Below are 19,636 nucleotides of genomic sequence, written 5' to 3' on the forward strand. Positions count from 1 at the left end.
GTGCCGAGGATATGCCTCTTGTACGGCTTTTCGTCCGCGATGATTGAAATTCGGACAGTGTCGAAGCGAAGGCGGCCCCGAAAAACGCGAACATAAGCATTATTGGCGAGCGTTTTACGCCTTTAGAAACCGACAGGGTCGATGGCCCGCCGCCTGCTGCTCGGGTAGCCTTCTCCCGGACAGACAGGGAAGACCGTCCGATGTCCTATATTTCCGGCTTGAAGATGGAGCCTCTGGTGGCCAGCAAGGCCGCCGATGCGGTTACGGTGACAATCGCCACGACTTTCGAGGCGGTCGAGAAACTTCGTCCCGCCTGGCATTCCCTCCCGGTTGCCGAGATCGATTCCGACATCGATTATTTCCTGACCGTGGTGCGCAATGCCGAGCAGATCCTGGCGCCGCATGTCATCCATATCCGGCGTCCCGGGCGGCGCGACCTGATGGCTGTCGCCAGGCTTGAGAATCTGCCAGTCTCCTTTCGCTTCGGCTATTCTATATTCGGGCGAGCGACATTCCGGGCGATCGTGCTTGCCTTCGGCGGCATACTCGGCGCGGAAAGCCGGGAAGACGAAAACCTGGTCATCCGCCATCTGCTGGCCTCGCTGGAGAAAGGCGCTGCCGACCTGATTCTCATGCGCAACGTGCTGGTGGACAGCAGTCTGTACGCCGCTTTCATAGAATCCGTTTCCCCCTTCAGGCGCGCCAATGGCCAGCCTATGGCGCGCCGCTGGATAGCGAGCATTCCCGATTCCTTCGACACGTTCCTTTCAACCCGCTCAGCGAAAACAAGAGGCAATCTGCGCCGGCACGAGCGGCAACTGCTCAAGGACTACGGGGACCGGCTGCGGCTACAGCGCTTCGAACGGCCGGAGGAACTGCCGGACCTCCTCGGGGACATGGAAACGGTCGCCTCGCGCACCTATCAGCGTGGGATGGGCGTCGGCTTCATGGGTTCTGCGCTGGACAAGGGATTGATGAAGCTTGGCCTCGAAAAGGGCTGGTACAAGGCCTGGATGCTCTATCTCGACGAGCGTCCTGTCGCCTTCTGGACGGGCATGGCCTATGGCGACACCTTTTTCATAGGTACGCCCGGATTCGATCCGGAATACACGAAGGATTCGGTGGGCCGCTTCACCATGCTCAAGATGATCGGGGACCTGTGTGCCAACCTAGACATCTCCCGCCTCGACTACGGCCATGGCGATGCGGAATACAAGGCTGCCTTCGGTCACTCTGCCGGCTTCGACTGCGACGTCCTAATTGGCTCGCCGCGCCCGCGCACCATCCTTGTCCTCATGGCCTATTCGGCTCTTTCCCTGCTCAACAACAGGGCGAAGCATTTCATCGAGGAAACGAGCTGGGGGCGGCGGCTGAAGACGGCATTGCGGCGCAGCCACGCCCGCAAGACCAGACCTTCGTGAACAAGGGCGGATTCCGATGGCCAGGCTCCTGCTCATAGCTCCCACCTGTGACGGCGAGGATGTCGGCGAGGCTTGGGTGGCCTATCAATGGGCGCACCGGCTCGGCGAAAGACACGACATAACGCTCCTGACCTATCACAAGCGAGGCAAGACGCCCGCCGCCCGTCAACTGCCGCATATGCGTGTGGTGGAGTGGACGGAGCCGCCCCTGATGGGACGGGCCGAGCGGCTGAACAGTATGCTGAAGCCGGCCTATATCCCCTTTTACTGGCGGGCGCGCAACTGGATCAGGCAGGCGCTTGCCGCCGGCGAGCGTTTCGACCTTGCGCATCAGCCGGTGCCGGTCGCCATGCGCTATCCCTCGCCGGTTGCCGGCCTTGGTATTCCCTTTGTCATCGGGCCGGTTGGAGGCGGATTGTCGTCGCCGCCTGGTTTTGCCGCCGACGAGGACACCGCACCCTGGTTCATGTCGCTGCGCAAACTCGATGGCTTCCGTCGGCGGCGGGACCCGTTGTTGCGGCGGACATACAGCATGGCGGACTGCGTTCTGGGCATCGCAGATTACGTGCGCGAGGAGCTTTCGGACATTCCATTGCCCCGTTTCGAAGTGATGAGCGAAACCGGGCTGGACGAGATACCTCCGCCGGTAGACCGGTCGGGCCGGGCCGGGCCGGTCCGTCTGCTCCATGTGGGCCGCCTTGTGCGCACAAAGGGCGCACGCGACGTTATTCGCGCAATGGCCCTGCTCAAGGGATTGCCGGTCCGTCTCGACATTGTCGGCGATGGCCCTGAACGCGCAGAATGCGAGCGGCTGATCGAAAATTTCGGGCTCTCCCAGCGCGTGACGCTGCATGGCTGGCAACCGAAAGCCAAGGTGGCCGAGTTCTACCGGCGGGCCGACATCTTCGTCTTCCCGAGCTATCGCGAGCCGGGCGGCAATGTGGCGCTCGAAGCCATGGGGCATTCCCTGCCGCTGATCGTGGTGGACCGGGGCGGACCGGGCAGCGCAACGGACGACAGCTGCGCGATAAGGCTGCCGGTTTCCACACCCGAGGCCCTGGCCCGTGATGTCTCCGAAGCAATCCGGCTTCTGTGCGGTGACCCGATGCTGCGCTTCCGCATGGGCAACGCGGCACGACAGCATGTGGCGAAAACCGCGCTGTGGGCGGCGAAGCTCGATCGCATGGACCGCATTTATGCCGAGGTCATGAAGGGAGGGCTGCACCCTGCCGCGGCACCGGCACCCGCATCGTCAGCGCCGCCCGCAGAGCGGCCCGATGGCCCGGTCCCAGCGCAAAGCGCATTGTTTCGCCAGCGATGATGCCGAGGCGGAACATCCCTGTCGGCAAAACTCCATGGTGCCGGCGGAAGTACCTTATCCGGTTGGCAGTCATCAGACCCGACAGGTAAGGATTGTGCTGGTAGTCGCCGCCGATATGAACTGCCTCGGCTTCCGGTACATAGACGACCGAACCTCCCCTCTCGCGAACACGTCGCAGGTAGTCGACCTCCTCGCTATAGAGAAAGAATGACTCGTCCCATTCGCCGACAATGCGTCTGGCGCGAGCCGACACCATGAGGATCGCTCCCGTCGCCCATTGGACGCTGCCGCCTCGTTCGTAGATTGACCGGTCGGCAACGATCTCGCCAAGTCCGAGCCGCGCCGCCCGGCGGGTGCCGAGCAGGGCATCGGCCCAGACGGTCGTCATGGAAGGTTCACGGCGAACCGAATGGGCAAGGCTGCCGTCCTCATGCAGTACCTTCGGCACCGCGACGCCGACCGATCCGTCACGCAGGCGCTCTCGCAAGGTAGCGGCAGTGCCCGGCCGCAGGCGGATATCCGGATTGAGGATCAAGAGATCGGCACCGGACGGGGCAAGAAACGACGCGGCATTGATGCCCGCCGCATAGCCTGCATTGCGGCCCATGCGGATCACTTTCGGCTGGACGGTATGAGCCTCCGTCAGTTCCACGGTCCGGTCCTTGGAATCGTTGTCGACGATGATCACTTCGACGCGCGGAATGCCGGAGAGACCGGCAGGCAGCGAGTCGAGCAGGCCGGAAATGACGGATGCGCTGTTGTAGGTCACAACAACGACCGCCAGGGGCGGCGTTCCCAGGCCGGCACTTCCGTCCGGCCTGGTCTGGTCTCTTGGTGGGATGTTCATGCGTTGCCTGTTCCCTCCAACCACCCCGAGAGTATCCCCCATGGAAGGACGATTGTCGCGCGGACCTGGCGGGTTAAAGCAACCGCACTTCAGGTGAGAGGGCATATCCGACTGACGCCGGCATAGTCCGATCGGGGTAGACCGCGACACGATCGCGATATCCTCCGGCGACCGCCTAACACTTTCAGGCCAATGGAATCTTTGGCCGGATTCAATAGCATCGAAGCGGGTATTGGCGATCTGCGAGACATGGAACTTGTTCCGCATTTTCAGGCATTGCCAATATTTCGATCGAAGAACCACAGTCCTCGCAAAGCACCCTGGACGGGAACATACCGTGCAACAAGTCTCTCAATTCGCCGCATACAGGATCGCCAAACAAAAGGTTGATGATGGATTGGCTTCCGGCATGAATAGAAGGCCGAATTCCACCGAGCGTCTCGAAATATTCCCCCTCGATCGTCTTCGGGCCCTCGGGGTGCAATCGCCGGCGACGCGGGCACGCACCGAAGAATTTGTGGAACTGGCCAAGGCCGGCCTTCCGCAGATGTTCAGGAAAGACGCCTTCGCCCATACGGTGCGCCCCGTGCGAACGCGCAGCGGTCCTTGGGTTCAGCCGGAAGGCGACAGCCTGCGTTATGCGACCAATGTGGCGCTCGGCCTTGCCTATGTGGATGAGGATGTACAGAGGGAGATCCTCGCCGGCATGTCGGCTGCCGACTTGGCCCGGCTCACCGCCGCCCGCGGCGAACTCTCCGATGATCCGGGTGCTGTCGCCCTGGCCGCCTGGGCAGCAGCAGAAGCCGGTAATTTCTTCGCTGCGCCGCTTTTCAAGCGGCTGTCAGTCCTGTTTGCCTCGAACGCTCCGGTCGATACGGTGGATTGCGCCTGGACGCTGATCGCCGCGCTGGCGGCAAATCATCTGGGCGACACGAGGGTACTCGCAACGTACGCTGCCGAAAGGCTGATGCATGAACAAGGCCCCTCCGGCCTTTTCCCGCACAAGCTGCCGGCATCCGCCAATGGGCGTTTGCGCGCCCATATCGGCTGCTTCGCCGACCAGGTCTATTCCATCCAGGGGCTGGCGCGCTATTCCGTCGCCCGCAACGACGCATCAGCGCTAGCATCGGCCGATGCCTGCGCTCTGCGCATCTGTGAATTGCAAGGCTCGTCAGGCCAATGGTGGTGGCACTACGACACCCGAACCGGCAAGGTCGTCGAAGGCTATCCCGTCTACAGCGTCCACCAGCATGCCATGGGGCCGATGGCGCTGCTCGACCTGCGCGAAGCCGGCGGCACCGCCCATTGGCGCGCCATCATCAGCGGGCTTGCATGGCTGGACGAACATCCGGAAGTGAACAAGCCGCTCGTGGCGGAGCGCGAGAAGGTCATCTGGAGGAAGGTCGGACGGCGCGAGCCGAACAAGGCCGTGCGAGCGATCTCGGCCTTCACCACTTCCCTTGCGCCGGGCCTCCACCTGCCAGGACTCGACGCCGCTTTCCCCGCCAATCGGATCGACTATGAATGCCGGCCTTACGAACTTGGCTGGCTCCTTTATGCCTGGCTGTCGCAAGGCGCGGTGGAGGGACTGCGGCCGCGGGCGGCTGGCTGATCGTGCGGGGAGCGCAATGAAACGGGAACAGCGACTGTTGTTCGGGCTGCGCCTCGACGCCATGAACATGGACGAGGTGATCGAAAGCTGCCGCACGGCATTGGCAGCCCGCAGAAGGCTGCTGATCGGCGTTCTGAACGCCGCCAAGGTCATCAAGCTGCGCCGGGATGCATTGCTCAGGAAGTCACTGCTCGATTGCGACCTGCTTCTGGCCGACGGCCAATCGATCGTCTGGGCAAGCCGGCTCCTGCGCCGTCCGTTGCCGGAGCGCATTGCCGGTATAGACGTCTTCGAGCGGCTCCTGCAGCTTGCCCATGAGGAGCAGCGTTCGATCTACCTGCTCGGCGCCCGTCCGGACGTTCTGAAGGCGCTGGAAACTCAGCTCCTCCGGCGCTTTCCCGGCCTGCGGATCGCAGGCAGCCATGACGGCTATTTCGATGAGGCGCAAGCGCCGAGGATCGCCGCGCAGATCAGATCAATCGCCCCCGACATGCTGTTTCTCGGTATGCCGTCGCCGAAGAAGGAGGTCTTCCTCGGCACCTTCGGACCGATACTCGACGTGCCTGTCCTGCACGGCGTCGGCGGGTCCTTCGACGTACTTGCCGGCATTACGAAACGCGCGCCGGTCGCCTGGCAGAAGATCGGCATGGAATGGGCCTACCGCTTGTTGCAGGAACCGCGCCGGCTTGCCTGGCGCTATCTGACGACCAATACGGCCTTCATATTGCTGACGGCGCGCGAGCTGATCGCACCCGCCGAGGCCATGACAACCGACAATTAGCAGAACGGGTGCGAGGGCGCTTCATGGGTGACGTATTTTCCGGGCGCATCGCCATTCTCGGAATGGGATATATCGGCCTGCCGACCGCTGTCGCGCTGGCGACACGCGGCATCGAGGTTGTCGGGGTCGATACCGACGAAGAGAGAGTATCGGCCATCGCGCGCGGCGAAGTGCCCTTTGTGGAGCCCGATCTTGCCATCGGGGTCAGCGGCGCGGTGGCAATGGGAAGGCTGAAAGCGACCACGGAAACGCCCGAGGCCGATGCCTACATCATCGCCGTGCCCACTCCTTTCAATGGCGACCGCACCGCCAATCTGAGCTATGTCGAGGCGGCAGCGAAGCAGATCGCCCCGCACCTCAGGCACGGCAATATCGTCGTTCTGGAGTCCACTTCGCCGCCCGGAACCACCGAAAAGGTCGGCCGCTGGATCAGCGAATTGCGGCCGGACCTCAGGATGCCGGGCGACGGCGAGACCAGCGCCGACATCTTCGTGGCGCATTGTCCCGAACGCGTCCTGCCTGGCCGCATCATGATCGAGCTCGTCACCAATGACCGCGTGGTCGGCGGGCTGACACAGCAATGTGCCGAGCGTGCCGCCTCCATCTACCGCGTCTTCGCCAAGGGCGAAATCCTGGTAACGGACGCCGCCAGCGCCGAGATGGCCAAGCTGGTGGAGAATGCCTATCGCGACGTCAATATCGCCTTCGCCAACGAGATTTCGCTCATCTCGGAGACGTTGCACATCGATGTATGGGAGGTGATCCGGCTCGCCAACCGCCATCCGCGCGTGAACATCTTGAGCCCCGGTCCCGGCGTCGGCGGCCATTGCATTCCCGTCGATCCGTGGTTCATCGTGGCGGCAGCGCCAGAGCAGTCGCCGCTGATCCGCACCGCACGCCAGGTGAACGATCGCCGGCCGCATCATGTGGCCGAACAGGTGGCGGAAAAGGCGCGCCGCTTCCGCACCCCGACGATCGCCTGCCTCGGCCTGACCTTCAAGGCCAATGTGGACGACATTCGCGAAAGCCCGGCCATCGAGGTGGTCGGGCTGATCGCCGGGGCGCTTCCCGATATCGAGATCCTGTTGTCGGACCCTTATGTGGATGAGGTTCCGCCTCTATTGTCCGAATATTCCAATCTTCGCATGGAGCGTGCTCATGCCGCGGTGGACAGGGCGGACATCGTCGTGCTCCTGGTCGAGCATGAGCCTTTCAAGGCGATCCGCAACACGCGACTAAACGGCAAGGTGGTCTACGACACGCGCGGCGCCTGGCGCTGAGGCCATATCCGGCAGCATCGGCAGGGGATCGAACTCGGTCGGTGGCGCGCCGAAACCGAAGAAATTCTCGATCGCCCGCACCGAACGCAGCGACGCAAGGCCGTCGCCATAGGGGTTCACCGCACGCGCCATGATCTCATAGGCCGCAGCATCCGTAAGCAAGGTCGAGACCTCGGCGAAGATCAACTCCTCATCGGTTCCGACAAGACGGACGGTGCCGGCTGCAACCGCCTCTGGCCGCTCGGTGGATTCGCGCATCACGAGCACCGGCTTGCCGAGCGTCGGGGCTTCCTCCTGCACGCCGCCGCTGTCGGTAAGCACGATCGTCGATGCGTTCATCATCCAGACAAAATCGCCATAATCGAGCGGATCGGTGACGACCACATTGGCAAGACCGGCAAGCGGTGGCAGCAGCACTTCGCGAACGACCGGATTGAGATGTGCCGGCAGCACGAAGACGATTTCCGGGAACGTCCTTGCCAGCCTTGCGATCGCGCTTGCGGTGCGCTGCATCGGCTCGCCCCAGGATTCACGGCGATGCGAGGTGATCAGCACACTGCGCCTGCCGGCCAGTTTCGCCAGATCTGGATTGGAGGGCACAAGGTCTCGGGAAGCCACGTTAAGAAGTGCATCTATGACCGTATTGCCCGTCACCGTGATGACCTGCTCGGGCACCCCGTCGCGCAGGAGGTTGGCCTTGGAGGTCTGGGTCGGCGCCAGATGCACGGCGGCAAGCTGGGTGGTGATGCGGCGGTTCATCTCCTCAGGGAATGGATTGTACGGGTCGCGCGTGCGCAGGCCCGCTTCGAGGTGAACCACCGGCACCTTTGCATAAAAGGCCGCCAGGGACGCGGCAAAACAGGTCGTGGTGTCGCCCTGCACCAGAACGGCGGCGGGCGCTTCGAGTTCGATCACCCGGCACACGCCCTCGAGCACCCGGCCGGTGATGTCCTGCAGTCGCTGGCGCTCGGTGATGACGTTGAGGTCGTGGCTGGGCGTTATCGCGAAGAGCTGGTTCACCTGATCCAGCATGGCGCGATGCTGGCCCGTCACGGCCACAACAGGCCGGCAATAGCGCGAATGACGCATTTCCTCGATTAGTGGCGCAAGCTTGATCGCTTCCGGCCGCGTGCCATAGACGACGAGGATCTTGCGCATGTCTCCTGCGGCTTCACGTTTCATGTCCATACCGGCAAGCCCCATTCCAACTGCGTCGCACGAGGGGCAGGCGCCTCCGTCATGCTGTTCAAAGTGACTCCGCGATCGGCCACGACCTGTCGGATCATCCGCCGGTCGACATGCTTCCGTTCCTGCGCGAAGGCATAGACCAGGGCGTAGTCACAAACTTGGTTGATGACACGCGGCAGGCCGCGGCTCACATCGGACACCGCTTCGCAGGCATCGGCCGTGAAAATTTCCCGCTCCCCGCCTGAAACCCTCAGCCGATGAGCGATATAGTCCGGCACTGCATCGGCCGGCATGCCGGCAAGATGAAATTCCGAGGACACGCGCTGCGCAAACTGCATCATGCCCGGCCGCCGTACGATGTCGCGAAGCTCCGGCTGGCCGACGAGAACGAGCTGAAGCAGCTCTTCCTTCTCATTGTTCAGATTGGTGTAGCAGCGCAGTTCCTCCAGCATCTTCGCCGAAAGGTTCTGCGCCTCGTCAAAGATCAGCACCGTATGACGTCCGGCCGCATGCTCCGCCCTCAGAAGCGTCTCGAAACGGGCGAAGAGTTCGACATAAGGCGTGCGGCTCTTCACCGACTGACCGAAGGAGGTCAACATCCAGTGAAGCAAGCGGCCCTGCTGGCTATGCGCGTCGGAGACGAGTCCGATGCGCAGATCATGCGGCGCATTGCGCAAGAGATAGCGGATAAGGGTGGTCTTGCCCGCTCCCACCTCGCCGGTGATCAGCGTTATGGGCGCAAGGCTCGTCAGGCCGTATTCCAGCATGGCATAGGCCTGCGAATGGTTGACGGACCAGAAGAGAGATTCGGTTTCCGGCAGCAGGCTGAACGGTCTCGCCTTCAATCCGAAATATTCCGCATAGATCAGAAAAGTGCCGCCCGCTACACCCACAACGGTCTCCTGAGTAGTTTTTTATATTTTATTCCACTATATATTTTCTAAAACTAGATATTTATATTGATTAGTGTGGCTAAGTTGAAAGTATTATATTCAATCAATATCCATACTTATCGGGCATATATCTGCATTTATTGAGGACAATTCCGAGAACGTTCGTCTTTTGGGATAGTTCCCGCTCGCACAGATCAGCCTCGTTCATGGTGGTTGCTTCCGCCGCTACCACCAGGATCGCGCAATCGACATTGGGCACGAACGCCATCACATCGTCATTGGCCAGCATTGGCGGAAGATCGAAAATGACGACATCCGGCCGAAGCCTGCGCGCCATATCCTTCAGGATGCCGACTGTCTCGGGCGACTGCAGCAATTCCGCCGCAAATCTGACCGGCCGGTCATTGGCGGCAATCGCAAGATTGTCCCCATAGCGCTCAAAGGCGCGCTCGATCCGCTTCTCGCCCCGCAAGAAACTCTCCAGCGGACGAGGACCCGACATGTTCAGGGTCTTGGCCACCTGGGGGCGCCGCAGATCTAGGTCTACAAGCACCGTCCGGCAATCTTTCTGATGCTCCAGACTGAAGGCCAGATTCAATCCGACTATGGTCTTTCCGCAGCCCGGCGTGGGCGATGTGATCGCTATCGAGGTCCATTTGTTCTGCCGCAGAGCCTGAAGCACTTTCGTGCGCAGGATATCGAAGGCCGTATGAGAAGGGTCGGAGCGACCGACCGTCACAACGCGTTTTCTGCCGGCCAGCACAGGGTCGGCTCTACGCCCCGGAAGCCTTGACCAGAGCGCGTCTCCCTCAATCTGATGAGCATGCAGGGGCGGCGGCAGCACCTCTTCGACCCATGGCCGTCCCTGCTGCTCCCGTGCCTTTTGCAGTGCCGTGCGAATATGTTCCATTTATTTCCCGCCGTTCTTGATCTTGAAGGTCCGGTGCTGCCGGATCACATGGCGCTGCTAACAATGTCAGCACTGTTTCCAGCCGCGTCCTTGCTCGCCGGGACCCGGTAGTAGGTCGCCAGCAGAAGAAGAACGGCCGCTGCTGCTCCCGCTGCCACAGCGCCGCCCGCTACTAGTCTCTTGCGCAACCACCCTTCCCTCTCCGTCCGGATGTAAGGCACGGTGGCCAGTGGCTGGACCTGGAAGAAGCGCGTGATCTCCGCAGGACGTCTGATGCTCTTGTTGAGGAGTTCCAGCAGCACGACGAAACCGAGGCCGAGGCAGATGCCGGCGGCGACCCCCGCGGCGGCGATGCGTTTGCGGTCCGGGCTTATCGGCTTTTCAGGAGGCACTGCCGGCTCGACCACGGAGAAGCGTCCACCCTTAGAGCGTGCCTCGATCTGCTCCCCCGTCGAGGCCTCGGCAAGCTTGGCCGTGGCTGTCTTGTACTGGGCCTGAACGTTGCCCCGTTCGAGCTCGAGCGCATTAAGGGTCATCTCGTTTCGCGGGGTAGCCGCAATGGACCTGGCGAGGTTTTCGAGATTGCGCGCGATCGCCGTCTTTTCCTCGGCAATGAAACGCAGGCGTTCATCGATATCCGAAAGCTGCAGGTCAAGTTCCGACAGCCCTTTCTTCCCCTCCTTTCCGGCATTGGTCCTGTTTTCCGCCCACACCTTCTCCTGAAGAGCGGTGATGCGCGCCTTGAGAGCAATGATGTTCGGACTGTCCTCGGAGAAGATGGCAAGCTGGCTGCTCAGCGCCCTGTTCAGATCCTGGAGCATCTGCTGCTCGACGGTCGCCGGACCGGCATTGGTGACGAGCCCTGTCGTCTCGAACATCTGCACCAGATTGTTGCGTCGGCTGCGCAGGCTCGCTTCCTCGCGCTCCAGCATCGACAATCTTTCCTGGTCGCCGCGCTGCTGGTTGCGGCGGAACTCAAGGCTGTCGGGAAGCGCGTCCTTGTTGTTGTTCTTGAAACGCAGGATCTCCTGGTCGAGACGGGTGAGATTGGCTCCCAGCCGGTCCACTTCGGCAGCGAAGAATTGCAAGGTGTCCTCTGCCCGGTCCGCACGCGTGCGTGCGTTACGAGCCAGGATGAAGCTCACCAGTTCGTTGACCACCTTGGCGGCAATGACCGGATCGCCATGGTCGAACGATACGGCGAAGACTATGACGCCTTCGCCGCTGCGCGAGGCATCCATCACCACCTGCTCGAAGGTGGTACGCGAGCGCATATCCTCCACCACATCCGCACTCGAAAGCTTGCTGAAGTCGTCGCCATAGACATGGAGCCTCTCGGCGACTGCCAGCATATTCTCGCGGGTGGTGATCTGCTGACCGAGGATCTGAAGTTGCTCGAAAGCGCTGACCGGGACAGTGGAGCGCGCCAATTCTGCGGGAATTTGTGGTGCCTCGACGAGAATTCTGGCGCTCGCGCGATAGACGGAGGGCAGCATGTAGGCGATCGTCACGCCCGCCGCTGTCGCGAGCACCAGTATCGCGAGACAATATGGCAGCCGTCTGAGAAGGATGGAAAGGTAGAATCTGATATCTATGTCGCCCATCGAGAAGAAGCCCAAGCCCGAATAAGAGATCGCCAGATGGCGCCGCGCAAATCGATCTTAAGCCCAGACTGGATGGGTGATAGACCTTCGATGGTGGCTGCCGCGGCAACGTTCCGATCAACGGTCTAGTCCCTAAGGATGATGTCCTCGACCGAGGACTTATCCTAGAGGCTGCTTCCCGCAATCTCCGACGGGAATTCCGATCATCGCGAACCAGTCAGATCGCTGACTTTGTCCGGCACTGCTAAAAGGCGGGAACCTCACGGCGCAGCCGCTGCAAGAAAGCCGCCTGTTCCTCCAACTCGGCGATACGGGAGGAATGACGGGCTATCGAGCCGGTCATCTCGTCCAGCCGGAACGACATGGCCTTGTCTTCGTCTGTCTCGAGTGTCTGCAAAGAGCTTGCGGTATCATCGGCCGCATCCTGAACCGAAGGCCGAAAGGCTATAGAGGCTGTCCCTTCGGCAGTAGGTCCTGACCGGCCGCATGGCCGATCACCGACAACGGTTCCTCCGTTGCCTTGGCAAGAGAAAATGCTTCGCGCCGGCTGGTCGTACGACACAAGAGGCTGTCAGCGAGCGACAGCGCAAGCATCATGATGGTGAAGGTCGGATTCGCGCTGCCGGCCGTGGGGAATACCGCCGCGCTTGCGACGGAAAGATTGGGAATGGCATGACAGCGCAGATCGGGGCCGACAACCGATTCGGCCGGATCCGTCCCCATGCGGGCCGTACCGGAAGGATGCGCGCATGCTTCCGCATTGTCGGTAACCGGGATTTGCCTGTCACGGCTGGCAGCTGACCACTCAAGAGGGCAAAGACGATCAAATCCCGCGCGGACCCAATAGTCGCCAATGCGCGATATGGCGGAACGGAAAGTTCGCTCGTCGGGCTCTGTCGGTCTCCACTCCAATTGCGCCTTCTGCATGCCGAGCCGATCCCGTTCATGCGACAGGCGAATGCGATTGTTCCAGTCGGGGAGCTGCTCGGCGCAGACGAGCAGCCGCAGCCCGATATCGGGCGGGACGAAAAGCTGGTGACGGGCATAGCGCCACCAGGCCGATTTCGCGACAAGGCCAAAGCTGCCGGCAAGGCGCCAGACCTCGCCGATATCGACCTGACCGCGCTGGACGCTGTGGGCTATCTTCTTGACCTCAGCCAGCGGACTGTCCGCCAGGTTCATTGAAACATAGGCGAAAGCGCTCGCCACCCTGTCTTCGCGCTGCGCCTTTTCGGATAGCTCCAGATGCAGATCGCGCCGGGTGGCATTGAGGAAGCGATAGCCGAAGAGGTGATTTGTGAGCACCGGATCGGCCCGCCCGATGGTCGCCACCTCTGATTTCAGATGATCCTGGAAATACCTGCCCAGCACCTTGCAGCGGCTGAAAGCCTGCTGATCGGCTGCCGCATCGATCAAAAGGAGAAGCCGGGTCGACTCAATCGTGCCGGCGGCGATGACGAATTCATCCGCCTGCACCGTAAGCTTCCTGCCGCCAAAATCACAGGCCGAAACCGAAACCAGTCTTCCGCGTTCTCGGTCGAGTTCGAAATCGCATACGGTCGCGCCGAGCCATATCTCAATATTCTCATGGGTCCGAATCTCCCCTTCAAGCAGCGTTGCAATATTGCAGTTCTTGAAGGAAGGGCATTTCGCCCAACGCGCCACAAGATCGGGATCGTTCCTCGGCAGATATTGCCGCCTATCTATAACGTCCAAAACGTCGTCGTTGTAGGACCCTGCTTCGACACCGAACAGCTTCTCAGCCGTTTCTCGATGGACATACAAGCTTTGCGGATCGACAGGCCAGGCTTCCTGCCCGACATGAGGTCGCGCGGCCGCCTCATGATCGCTGATCGGGATCATCCTGCCGCCCCAACGGCTCGATGTCCCGCCGAGACCGCGATAGCGCCCATCGAGCGACCGGGAATAGCGGCCCAGGGGGTCTTCCACCTCGTTCAGTTCGTGGATGGCGGCGTCGAAGGAAAGGGTTCCGCTCTCGAGGACGATCACTCTTCGCCCGCTCTGCGCAACGCGACGCGCGAGAATGAGGCCCGCAATGCCGCCTCCCACGACACAGAGCGACGCAGAAATTCTTTTACGTTCTATTTCTAGTTTATTTAGATGAAACAATGTCATAGCAGGAGTAGAACACTCGAAATTGTCATTTTCAATATAACCTTTCCTATAACTTAAGACGTAATATTTATATGCGCTGAGCCAAGCTAGGATGTCTATTTCAGACAATCCGACGCCGAGGCGATCCCATGCATGACGACCTGATGCAGCATCCCTCCGGCCAGCCCGCCCAATCGCGGAACGAAGAGGGACAGGGCGAGCAGGAGACAAATCCCCGTCTGAGCATCGTCATACCCCATCTCAATGAGCCGGAGGATTTGCGACGCTGCCTGTTGTCGCTGGAGGCGCAGCGCAACGACGGCATCCCCTTCGAGATCATTGTTGCCGACAACGGCTCCACGAAACGGCCGGAAGCGGTCTGCGCCGCATTCACGGATGTGCGGCTGGAAACCGAAACCATTCCCGGTCCCGGTCCCGCCCGCAACAAAGGCGCGGCCGCCGCAAGGGCGGAGATGCTCGCCTTCATCGATGCCGACTGCGTTGCCGAAGCGGGCTGGGTGCGGGCGATCGTCGATCACTTTGACTGCCATCCGGAGACGGATTTTCTCGGCGGCGACATCCGAATTCTGCCCGCGCAACCGGACCGTCTGACCGCAATCGAAGCCTACGAGAGTGTCTACAGCTATCGCGCCCAACGCTATGTCGAACAATATGGATTTGCTGCGACAGGCAATATGGCCGTGCGAACACGGGTTTTTCGGGACGTCGGCCCCTTCGGCGGCATCGGCTCCATGGAGGACACCGAATGGGGCCAGAGAGCGACGGCCAAGGGTTTTCGCATCGCCTATCTGCCCCAGGCGCGAGTGAGGACGGCCTCATGCAAATCCTTCGCCGAGCTCGCGCGACGCTGGGACAGGCACGTCGCTCACGAATTCCGTCATATAAGAGGCAGCAGAACAGGCTTTCTGCGCTGGATGATCAATGGCACCCTCATCGCGGCATCGCCGGCCGGCGAGATCGTCCAGCTCCTGCGCACAGATCGCCTTTCATATCTCCGCGATCGGTGGGGGGCATTCACATGCCTGACACGGGTCCGTCTCTACCGCGCACGGCGTATGTTTGGCCTGGCGTTCCACGACAACGCAGGCGCTTTGGTCGACTCCTGGAATCGCGAGCGCTCCAAAAGCTGACATTCCATAATACATCCGTCAGGCTCCCTATCAGCCGGCAGCGGTATTTTCTTCAACCTTTGTCCGCCATCTCAAAGACTAGACCGAATTTCCTATCGGCGATTGATTGTCGATGAACGTATTCTTTGGATAATAATATATCACGATTTCTGATTCCTGAATAAAGTACGGAATAATTTAAAGTATCAGGAATAATTCTCCGACGCATTACTTATAGCTCGGATCACTACAGAAATATTCAAAGCGCAAAAGCGGAAGAAATTCCTTCCGCCTCAGGGGTGGGGCATGCTTGCAATATTCTCGCGACCACAGCCGGGTTATGGCTCTCTCGATATTGTCGTACCGGCAAGACTGCCGGTCCGTTCCCGGTTCTTCTACCTTGCCGCCAAACGGTGCTTCGACATCGTTGCGGTTGTCATCTCGGCACCATTGACGCTGCCTCTCATCGGCATACTGGCCTTTCTAGTCCGGCTGGATGGTGGCGCAGCGTTTTTCGGCCAGCAGCGCCTCGGGCGCAATGGCAAGACCTTCACCATCTGGAAGCTCCGCTCCATGGTTCCAGACGCCGACCGGGTTCTGGAGACCTATCTGCGGGAGAATCCGACTGCCAAGAGCGAGTGGGACCGGACGCAGAAACTGCGCAACGATCCTCGAGTCACATCGCTGGGACGGTATCTGCGCAAATATTCCGCCGACGAACTGCCGCAGCTTTGGAATGTATTCCTCGGTCATATGAGCCTAGTGGGCCCACGTCCCATGCTCCCCGAACAGCGCGCAGAATATCCCGGCACCTCCTATTTTGAGATTCGGCCCGGCCTGACCGGCCTTTGGCAGGTCAGCGACCGAAACGCCTGCTCATTCGCCGAGCGTGCGATCCATGATACGCGCTATGCCGATATCATGTCCTTCGGTACGGACATGTGGATTCTGTCGATGACCGTATTGGTGGTAGTGCGCGGTACCGGGGTTTGAGCTCTGAGAAATGGGACTTCAGCCCTGATGATCGCGGCATAGTGCCAGCGCGATCCTGTTCATGAGGCTGCCCGATGCCGATGCGCAAGCGCGCAAGGTTATTGAAGCCCCTTTCGCAAAAAATCGCACGCAAGCTGCGACAGGACGGATTGTGCGGGCTCTTCCGGCAAGGTCTCAACGAGGCAGGGATATGGTTCCGGGGTCGAGGCCGCATCCTACCGCAAGATTCCTTCGACAACGAATACGGGACGGATACGGGCGGCGTCATTCCCCTCTGGAAGCTCCAGATAGATAGCCCGCATAGCAACGAAGGCGTCCGCTACCAGACATTGGAGGCGGGCCTGTTGCGCGAGCTGATCGGCAGCCTGCCGATCCGGCACGAAGATTTCGTCTATGTGGATCTCGGATCGGGCAAGGGACGGAGCCTGCTCATCGCCTCGGAATATCCGTTCCGGAAAGTCATCGGAGTGGAATTCTCGCAGGAGCTGGATGTGATCGCCAACCGCAACATCCTGCGCTATCGACCCCCGAACCGCAGATGCGGCAACGTCTCCTCGATCTGCGTCGATGCAGCCGATTTCCGGTTCCCACCCGACAGGCTGGTTGTTTTCCTCTACAATCCGTTCGGCACAGGCGTATTGAGCCGCGTGCTCGAGAATTTGGAAAGGACGCTCCACGAGCACCGTCGTGAAGTCTGGATCCTCTATAGCAATCCGGTCCATGCCGACCTGCTGGACGGAGCCGGATTTCTGGACCGGGAGAACCTGGCCTTGCCTGACAATGCGGCAGTCTACAAGACCGGGAATTGAGCGGATTTCCGCCCCGAAGTAGCAAATGGCGCCGGATACGACACCCGGCGCCACCCTGCTTTGCTTGTCACCAGCTACCGGCGAATTGCCGGAATGGCGGCTTATCTGTAAAGGCTGACCTGTCCACTCGGCCTCAGGCCGGAGGGATCTGGCGGGAAGAGATCGTTTATCTTGTAGGCAACTTCCGTTCTGTTTGTAGCCTTGAGCTTCTTCATTATGTTGCGGATATGCACCTTGACCGTGCTTTCCCGCAGATTGAGCTCATAGGCTATTATCTTGTTGGCCTTCCCGCGTCTCAGCGCCTCGACCACTTCCGCCTGGCGTGCGGTGAACATGCTGGCCATTGGCCTTGTTACGGCAGCCCCCGAATCGAGCAGCTGACGCATCGCCAGCACGCTGCTCGCCGGCACGAATATGCCGCCGGCAAGTGCCAGGCCAACAGCCTCGATACAAACATCGATGCCGACGGAAGAAGGTATGTAGCCCCGCGCCCCGTATTCGAGCGCCTTGAGAATCTGGATCAGTTCATCCGTATCGGCCAGCACTATGACCGGCGCTGGCGCAAATTCGGAAGCCATGTTCCTGATTTCTTCGGCGACTCCTGGATCGGAAGCCTTGCGGCCGCCAATATTGAAGAGAATCGCAGCGATGGGCGGATGTCTCTCCTGTTCGAATTTCCAGCCTTCGATCGATCCAAAGGCGAGCACCTTCATACCCACCCTGCGGGCCTCGATGCTCCTGGCGAAACATTCACGATCCAGTGCCCGACTGTCTATGATGACAAGTGATCTATCGGATTGCTGTAGTTTTTCAGTTTCGGCGACATCAGAAGAGACCGGTTTAACGATCGCCCCCGGTGGCGTCAGCTTGATATGTTGCCGGCTCTCATTGCCGGGTATTGACGAATTCATGACATCCTCCCCGTGTTTACAGTGCGCCCACCGTTTGGCGCAGCGGACGCTTCGCCCCTGCTGAAGTTCTAGTACTCATTGGTATTTGCCCCCTACCAGAGGTCGCCGAAACAGACCCTGGTTTATCGACAGGCCAGCACAAAGGCCTGCGGCACACCCGACCGAGCATCATTTTTTACGTGTTCGAGGATACACCACCAGCGATCAAATACAAGCACTAACCTAGATTAACTAAACATATGGATCGACCGGATAAATATCAAATGATGTTACCATAAATATCTAAAATATGTTTATGGAAATATATAAAAATACTAAGAATTTTCATTACATACTACGTTAAATGATCGTGAATAATAAATTATAATAAAGTAAATCAAAAAGATAAATATGATTTATTCAAAAGATTTACTATAGACTTTAGATTTATAATATACATAGATAAATCATCTATACATTTATTTATGTATATAAAGTACGCTCAAAAATTTCCTTATATTAAAAGTTTATACACTTAAATATAGTTTTTTACCGTTTGGTAAAAAAGCATTGCCTTATATATTCTTTCCCGCTGGGATCCCGACATTCTCAGCAGGTGATCTATGCATTCGGAACAGTGCCGTTGGATTTCCCAAGTCAACTACGCCCATGTTGGCAGGAAAAAAGTCCTTCCGGCAGCCGACCCAGACACATTTCCTCAAGTTCATCAGGTGTGTTCGGAAGAGTAATCTACGCCAAAAGGGGTAGGCAATATTAGACTTATTGGTTGTAATCTGGCGAGAGTACAAGAAGCATGCGAGCTGAGCTTCAGGTCTGAGAGATCGATGGCTTGGGGCATGGCTCCGGTCCGAGTTGACGGACTGATTCTACATCCACCCGGCACGAGTGGGATTTTCTAAACCAATCGTATTAGCATATAGGAAATATTCATTACAGTCTCCTCAAAATATATCTATTTTTCTCAAAATTATCCCTGGATATCATAGGTTTTGATTCCTTATGAACTGAAATGGACTATGAAATCAGGATCGGATGCTTTCTCCAGGAAGCTTGGAACTTATCTGCCGCTGGATGCAGATGAGCTAGGAATATTACAGCGACTGGCGAATCCACGCACTATTTTTTCGGCTGGCAGAGAAATCGCTCAAGAGGGCCAGAACGACCATGCAGCCTATATTCTCCACGACGGCTGGGCTTGTTCCTATAAGCGGCTGCATGATGGCGGCCGCCAGGTCATCAATATACAGATTCCCGGTGACTTCCTCGGCCTGAGAAGTCTGCTGCTTCGCTCTTCCGACCAGAATCTTGTCGCTTTGACGCCAGTGGAAGTCAGCCAAGTATATCCGGAGCGATTGCTTGAAATGTTCAGCACCGCGCCACGTCTGGCGATGGCATGGCTCTGGGCTGCATCGCGGGATGAGGCGATGATCGTCGAGCACCTCGTCAGTCTTGGCCGACGCGATGCTCTTGCCCGCACGGCCCATTTCTTTCTGGAGCTCGGCGCTCGCATGAAGCTTATCGAACGCGGAACCGCCGACGGCTACGCTTGTCCCTTGTCACAGAGTATGCTTGCGGACGCGCTCGGTATCACGGCCATCCATCTCAATCGCGTGTTGAGACAATTGCGCGAATCCGGCCTTCTTGTGTTTCGCGACAGCACAGTCACCTTTCTGGACCGGAAACGTCTTGCCGAGATTGCCGATTTTGATCTCTCCTATCTCGACCACGGGACAGCGGCCAAGGATTGAGACTCTCATCAGCGTGCCATGGGCAAACCTCCGATGAGTGATCGGAACCAGGGATCCGTGGGCCGCACCGGCT

At 59.3% G+C, this 19,636-nt stretch carries 16 protein-coding genes; 9 read left to right on the plus strand and 7 right to left on the minus strand.

The features are described 5' to 3' along the window. Nucleotides 1-200 precede the first annotated feature (200 nt). Both L598_RS09005 and L598_RS09010 read left to right on the plus strand, forming a co-directional pair. Nucleotides 201-1,421: a GNAT family N-acetyltransferase gene (locus L598_RS09005; RefSeq protein WP_144861751.1), complete on the plus strand. Its 1,221-nt coding sequence runs from the start codon at nucleotides 201-203 to the stop codon at nucleotides 1,419-1,421. 16 nt (nucleotides 1,422-1,437) lie between these two features. After that, entirely contained in the window at nucleotides 1,438-2,742 is a 1,305-nt protein-coding gene (locus tag L598_RS09010; protein WP_144861753.1) for a glycosyltransferase family 4 protein, read from the plus strand. Here L598_RS09010 and L598_RS09015 read toward each other — a convergent pair. Continuing rightward, a complete protein-coding gene (locus L598_RS09015) occupies nucleotides 2,627-3,589 on the minus strand; it encodes a glycosyltransferase family 2 protein (RefSeq protein ID WP_144861756.1) in 963 nt (320 codons plus the stop codon). The two genes, L598_RS09010 and L598_RS09015, sit on opposite strands and share 116 nt — an antisense overlap. A 409-nt stretch (nucleotides 3,590-3,998) precedes the next feature. Between L598_RS09015 and L598_RS09020 the strand changes: the two genes are divergently transcribed. From L598_RS09020 to wecC, 3 genes are read left to right on the plus strand one after another with little or no spacing between them, the layout of a single operon-like run. Continuing rightward, a complete protein-coding gene (locus tag L598_RS09020) occupies nucleotides 3,999-5,201 on the plus strand; it encodes a hypothetical protein (protein WP_246658690.1) in 1,203 nt (400 codons plus the stop codon). Between the two features lie 16 nt (nucleotides 5,202-5,217). After that, complete coding sequence (locus L598_RS09025) at nucleotides 5,218-5,982, plus strand: WecB/TagA/CpsF family glycosyltransferase (protein ID WP_144861758.1); 765 nt, start codon at nucleotides 5,218-5,220, stop codon at nucleotides 5,980-5,982. 23 nt (nucleotides 5,983-6,005) lie between these two features. Then, the gene (gene wecC, locus L598_RS09030; RefSeq protein WP_144861760.1) at nucleotides 6,006-7,262 is read left to right on the plus strand and encodes a UDP-N-acetyl-D-mannosamine dehydrogenase; all 1,257 of its coding nucleotides are present in this window, start codon (nucleotides 6,006-6,008) and stop codon (nucleotides 7,260-7,262) included. Here the strand turns inward: wecC and wecB are convergent. The 5 genes from wecB to L598_RS09055 form a co-directional block, all read right to left on the minus strand. Continuing rightward, a complete protein-coding gene (gene wecB, locus L598_RS09035; RefSeq protein ID WP_281407381.1) occupies nucleotides 7,218-8,444 on the minus strand; it encodes a UDP-N-acetylglucosamine 2-epimerase (non-hydrolyzing) in 1,227 nt (408 codons plus the stop codon). The genes wecC and wecB overlap by 45 nt on opposite strands. Further along, nucleotides 8,441-9,343 carry an AAA family ATPase gene (locus L598_RS09040; RefSeq protein WP_144861762.1) on the minus strand — a complete coding sequence of 301 codons (903 nt, stop codon included), beginning with the start codon at nucleotides 9,341-9,343 and terminating at the stop codon, nucleotides 8,441-8,443. Before L598_RS09040 ends, wecB begins: the two co-directional genes overlap by 4 nt. A 103-nt stretch (nucleotides 9,344-9,446) precedes the next feature. Continuing rightward, nucleotides 9,447-10,253: a CpsD/CapB family tyrosine-protein kinase gene (locus L598_RS09045; RefSeq protein ID WP_144861763.1), complete on the minus strand. Its 807-nt coding sequence runs from the start codon at nucleotides 10,251-10,253 to the stop codon at nucleotides 9,447-9,449. A gap of 44 nt (nucleotides 10,254-10,297) precedes the next feature. Then, nucleotides 10,298-11,857, minus strand: a complete 1,560-nt coding sequence (locus L598_RS09050; RefSeq protein WP_144861765.1) for a Wzz/FepE/Etk N-terminal domain-containing protein — start codon at nucleotides 11,855-11,857, stop codon at nucleotides 10,298-10,300. A gap of 444 nt (nucleotides 11,858-12,301) precedes the next feature. Then, nucleotides 12,302-13,993, minus strand: coding sequence for a GMC family oxidoreductase (locus tag L598_RS09055; RefSeq protein ID WP_144861767.1), 1,692 nt, complete (start codon nucleotides 13,991-13,993; stop codon nucleotides 12,302-12,304). 128 nt (nucleotides 13,994-14,121) lie between these two features. Here L598_RS09055 and L598_RS09060 point away from each other — a divergent pair, with 128 nt between their 5' ends. From L598_RS09060 to L598_RS09070, 3 genes are all read left to right on the plus strand, one after another. Continuing rightward, a complete protein-coding gene (locus tag L598_RS09060; RefSeq protein ID WP_246658691.1) occupies nucleotides 14,122-15,123 on the plus strand; it encodes a glycosyltransferase family A protein in 1,002 nt (333 codons plus the stop codon). Nucleotides 15,124-15,408: 285 nt separating this feature from the next. Beyond that, the gene (locus tag L598_RS09065) at nucleotides 15,409-16,095 is read left to right on the plus strand and encodes a sugar transferase (RefSeq protein WP_144861769.1); all 687 of its coding nucleotides are present in this window, start codon (nucleotides 15,409-15,411) and stop codon (nucleotides 16,093-16,095) included. Between the two features lie 74 nt (nucleotides 16,096-16,169). Beyond that, entirely contained in the window at nucleotides 16,170-16,904 is a 735-nt protein-coding gene (locus L598_RS09070) for a class I SAM-dependent methyltransferase (RefSeq protein ID WP_144861771.1), read from the plus strand. 101 nt (nucleotides 16,905-17,005) lie between these two features. On the opposite strand, the gene L598_RS09075 is transcribed toward L598_RS09070, so the two are convergent. Then, on the minus strand, nucleotides 17,006-17,815 hold the full coding sequence (locus L598_RS09075) for a response regulator transcription factor (protein ID WP_144861773.1): 810 nt from the start codon (nucleotides 17,813-17,815) through the stop codon (nucleotides 17,006-17,008). 1,016 nt (nucleotides 17,816-18,831) lie between these two features. Here L598_RS09075 and L598_RS09080 point away from each other — a divergent pair. Beyond that, nucleotides 18,832-19,563 (plus strand): Crp/Fnr family transcriptional regulator, encoded by a 732-nt coding sequence (locus tag L598_RS09080; protein WP_144861775.1) that lies wholly within the window; start codon nucleotides 18,832-18,834, stop codon nucleotides 19,561-19,563. Nucleotides 19,564-19,636 lie beyond the last annotated feature (73 nt).

Origin of the sequence: Mesorhizobium sp. J18 (assembly GCF_007829525.1) — a bacterium.
Lineage (GTDB): Bacteria > Pseudomonadota > Alphaproteobacteria > Rhizobiales > Rhizobiaceae > VLJP01.

Bases quoted from the DNA above. Each gene is read 5' to 3' on its own strand.
- L598_RS09075 (WP_144861773.1), bottom strand. From the start codon at position 17,815: ATGAATTCGTCAATACCCGGCAATGAGAGCCGGCAACATATCAAGCTG.
- wecC (WP_144861760.1), top strand. From the start codon at position 6,006: ATGGGTGACGTATTTTCCGGGCGCATCGCCATTCTCGGAATGGGATAT.
- L598_RS09025 (WP_144861758.1), top strand. From the start codon at position 5,218: ATGAAACGGGAACAGCGACTGTTGTTCGGGCTGCGCCTCGACGCCATG.
- wecB (WP_281407381.1), bottom strand. From the start codon at position 8,444: ATGAAACGTGAAGCCGCAGGAGACATGCGCAAGATCCTCGTCGTCTAT.
- L598_RS09020 (WP_246658690.1), top strand. From the start codon at position 3,999: ATGAATAGAAGGCCGAATTCCACCGAGCGTCTCGAAATATTCCCCCTC.
- L598_RS09005 (WP_144861751.1), top strand. From the start codon at position 201: ATGTCCTATATTTCCGGCTTGAAGATGGAGCCTCTGGTGGCCAGCAAG.
- L598_RS09045 (WP_144861763.1), bottom strand. From the start codon at position 10,253: ATGGAACATATTCGCACGGCACTGCAAAAGGCACGGGAGCAGCAGGGA.
- L598_RS09070 (WP_144861771.1), top strand. From the start codon at position 16,170: ATGCCGATGCGCAAGCGCGCAAGGTTATTGAAGCCCCTTTCGCAAAAA.
- L598_RS09065 (WP_144861769.1), top strand. From the start codon at position 15,409: ATGCTTGCAATATTCTCGCGACCACAGCCGGGTTATGGCTCTCTCGAT.
- L598_RS09060 (WP_246658691.1), top strand. From the start codon at position 14,122: ATGCATGACGACCTGATGCAGCATCCCTCCGGCCAGCCCGCCCAATCG.
- L598_RS09015 (WP_144861756.1), bottom strand. From the start codon at position 3,589: ATGAACATCCCACCAAGAGACCAGACCAGGCCGGACGGAAGTGCCGGC.
- L598_RS09010 (WP_144861753.1), top strand. From the start codon at position 1,438: ATGGCCAGGCTCCTGCTCATAGCTCCCACCTGTGACGGCGAGGATGTC.
- L598_RS09050 (WP_144861765.1), bottom strand. From the start codon at position 11,857: ATGGGCGACATAGATATCAGATTCTACCTTTCCATCCTTCTCAGACGG.
- L598_RS09080 (WP_144861775.1), top strand. From the start codon at position 18,832: ATGAAATCAGGATCGGATGCTTTCTCCAGGAAGCTTGGAACTTATCTG.
- L598_RS09055 (WP_144861767.1), bottom strand. From the start codon at position 13,993: ATGACATTGTTTCATCTAAATAAACTAGAAATAGAACGTAAAAGAATT.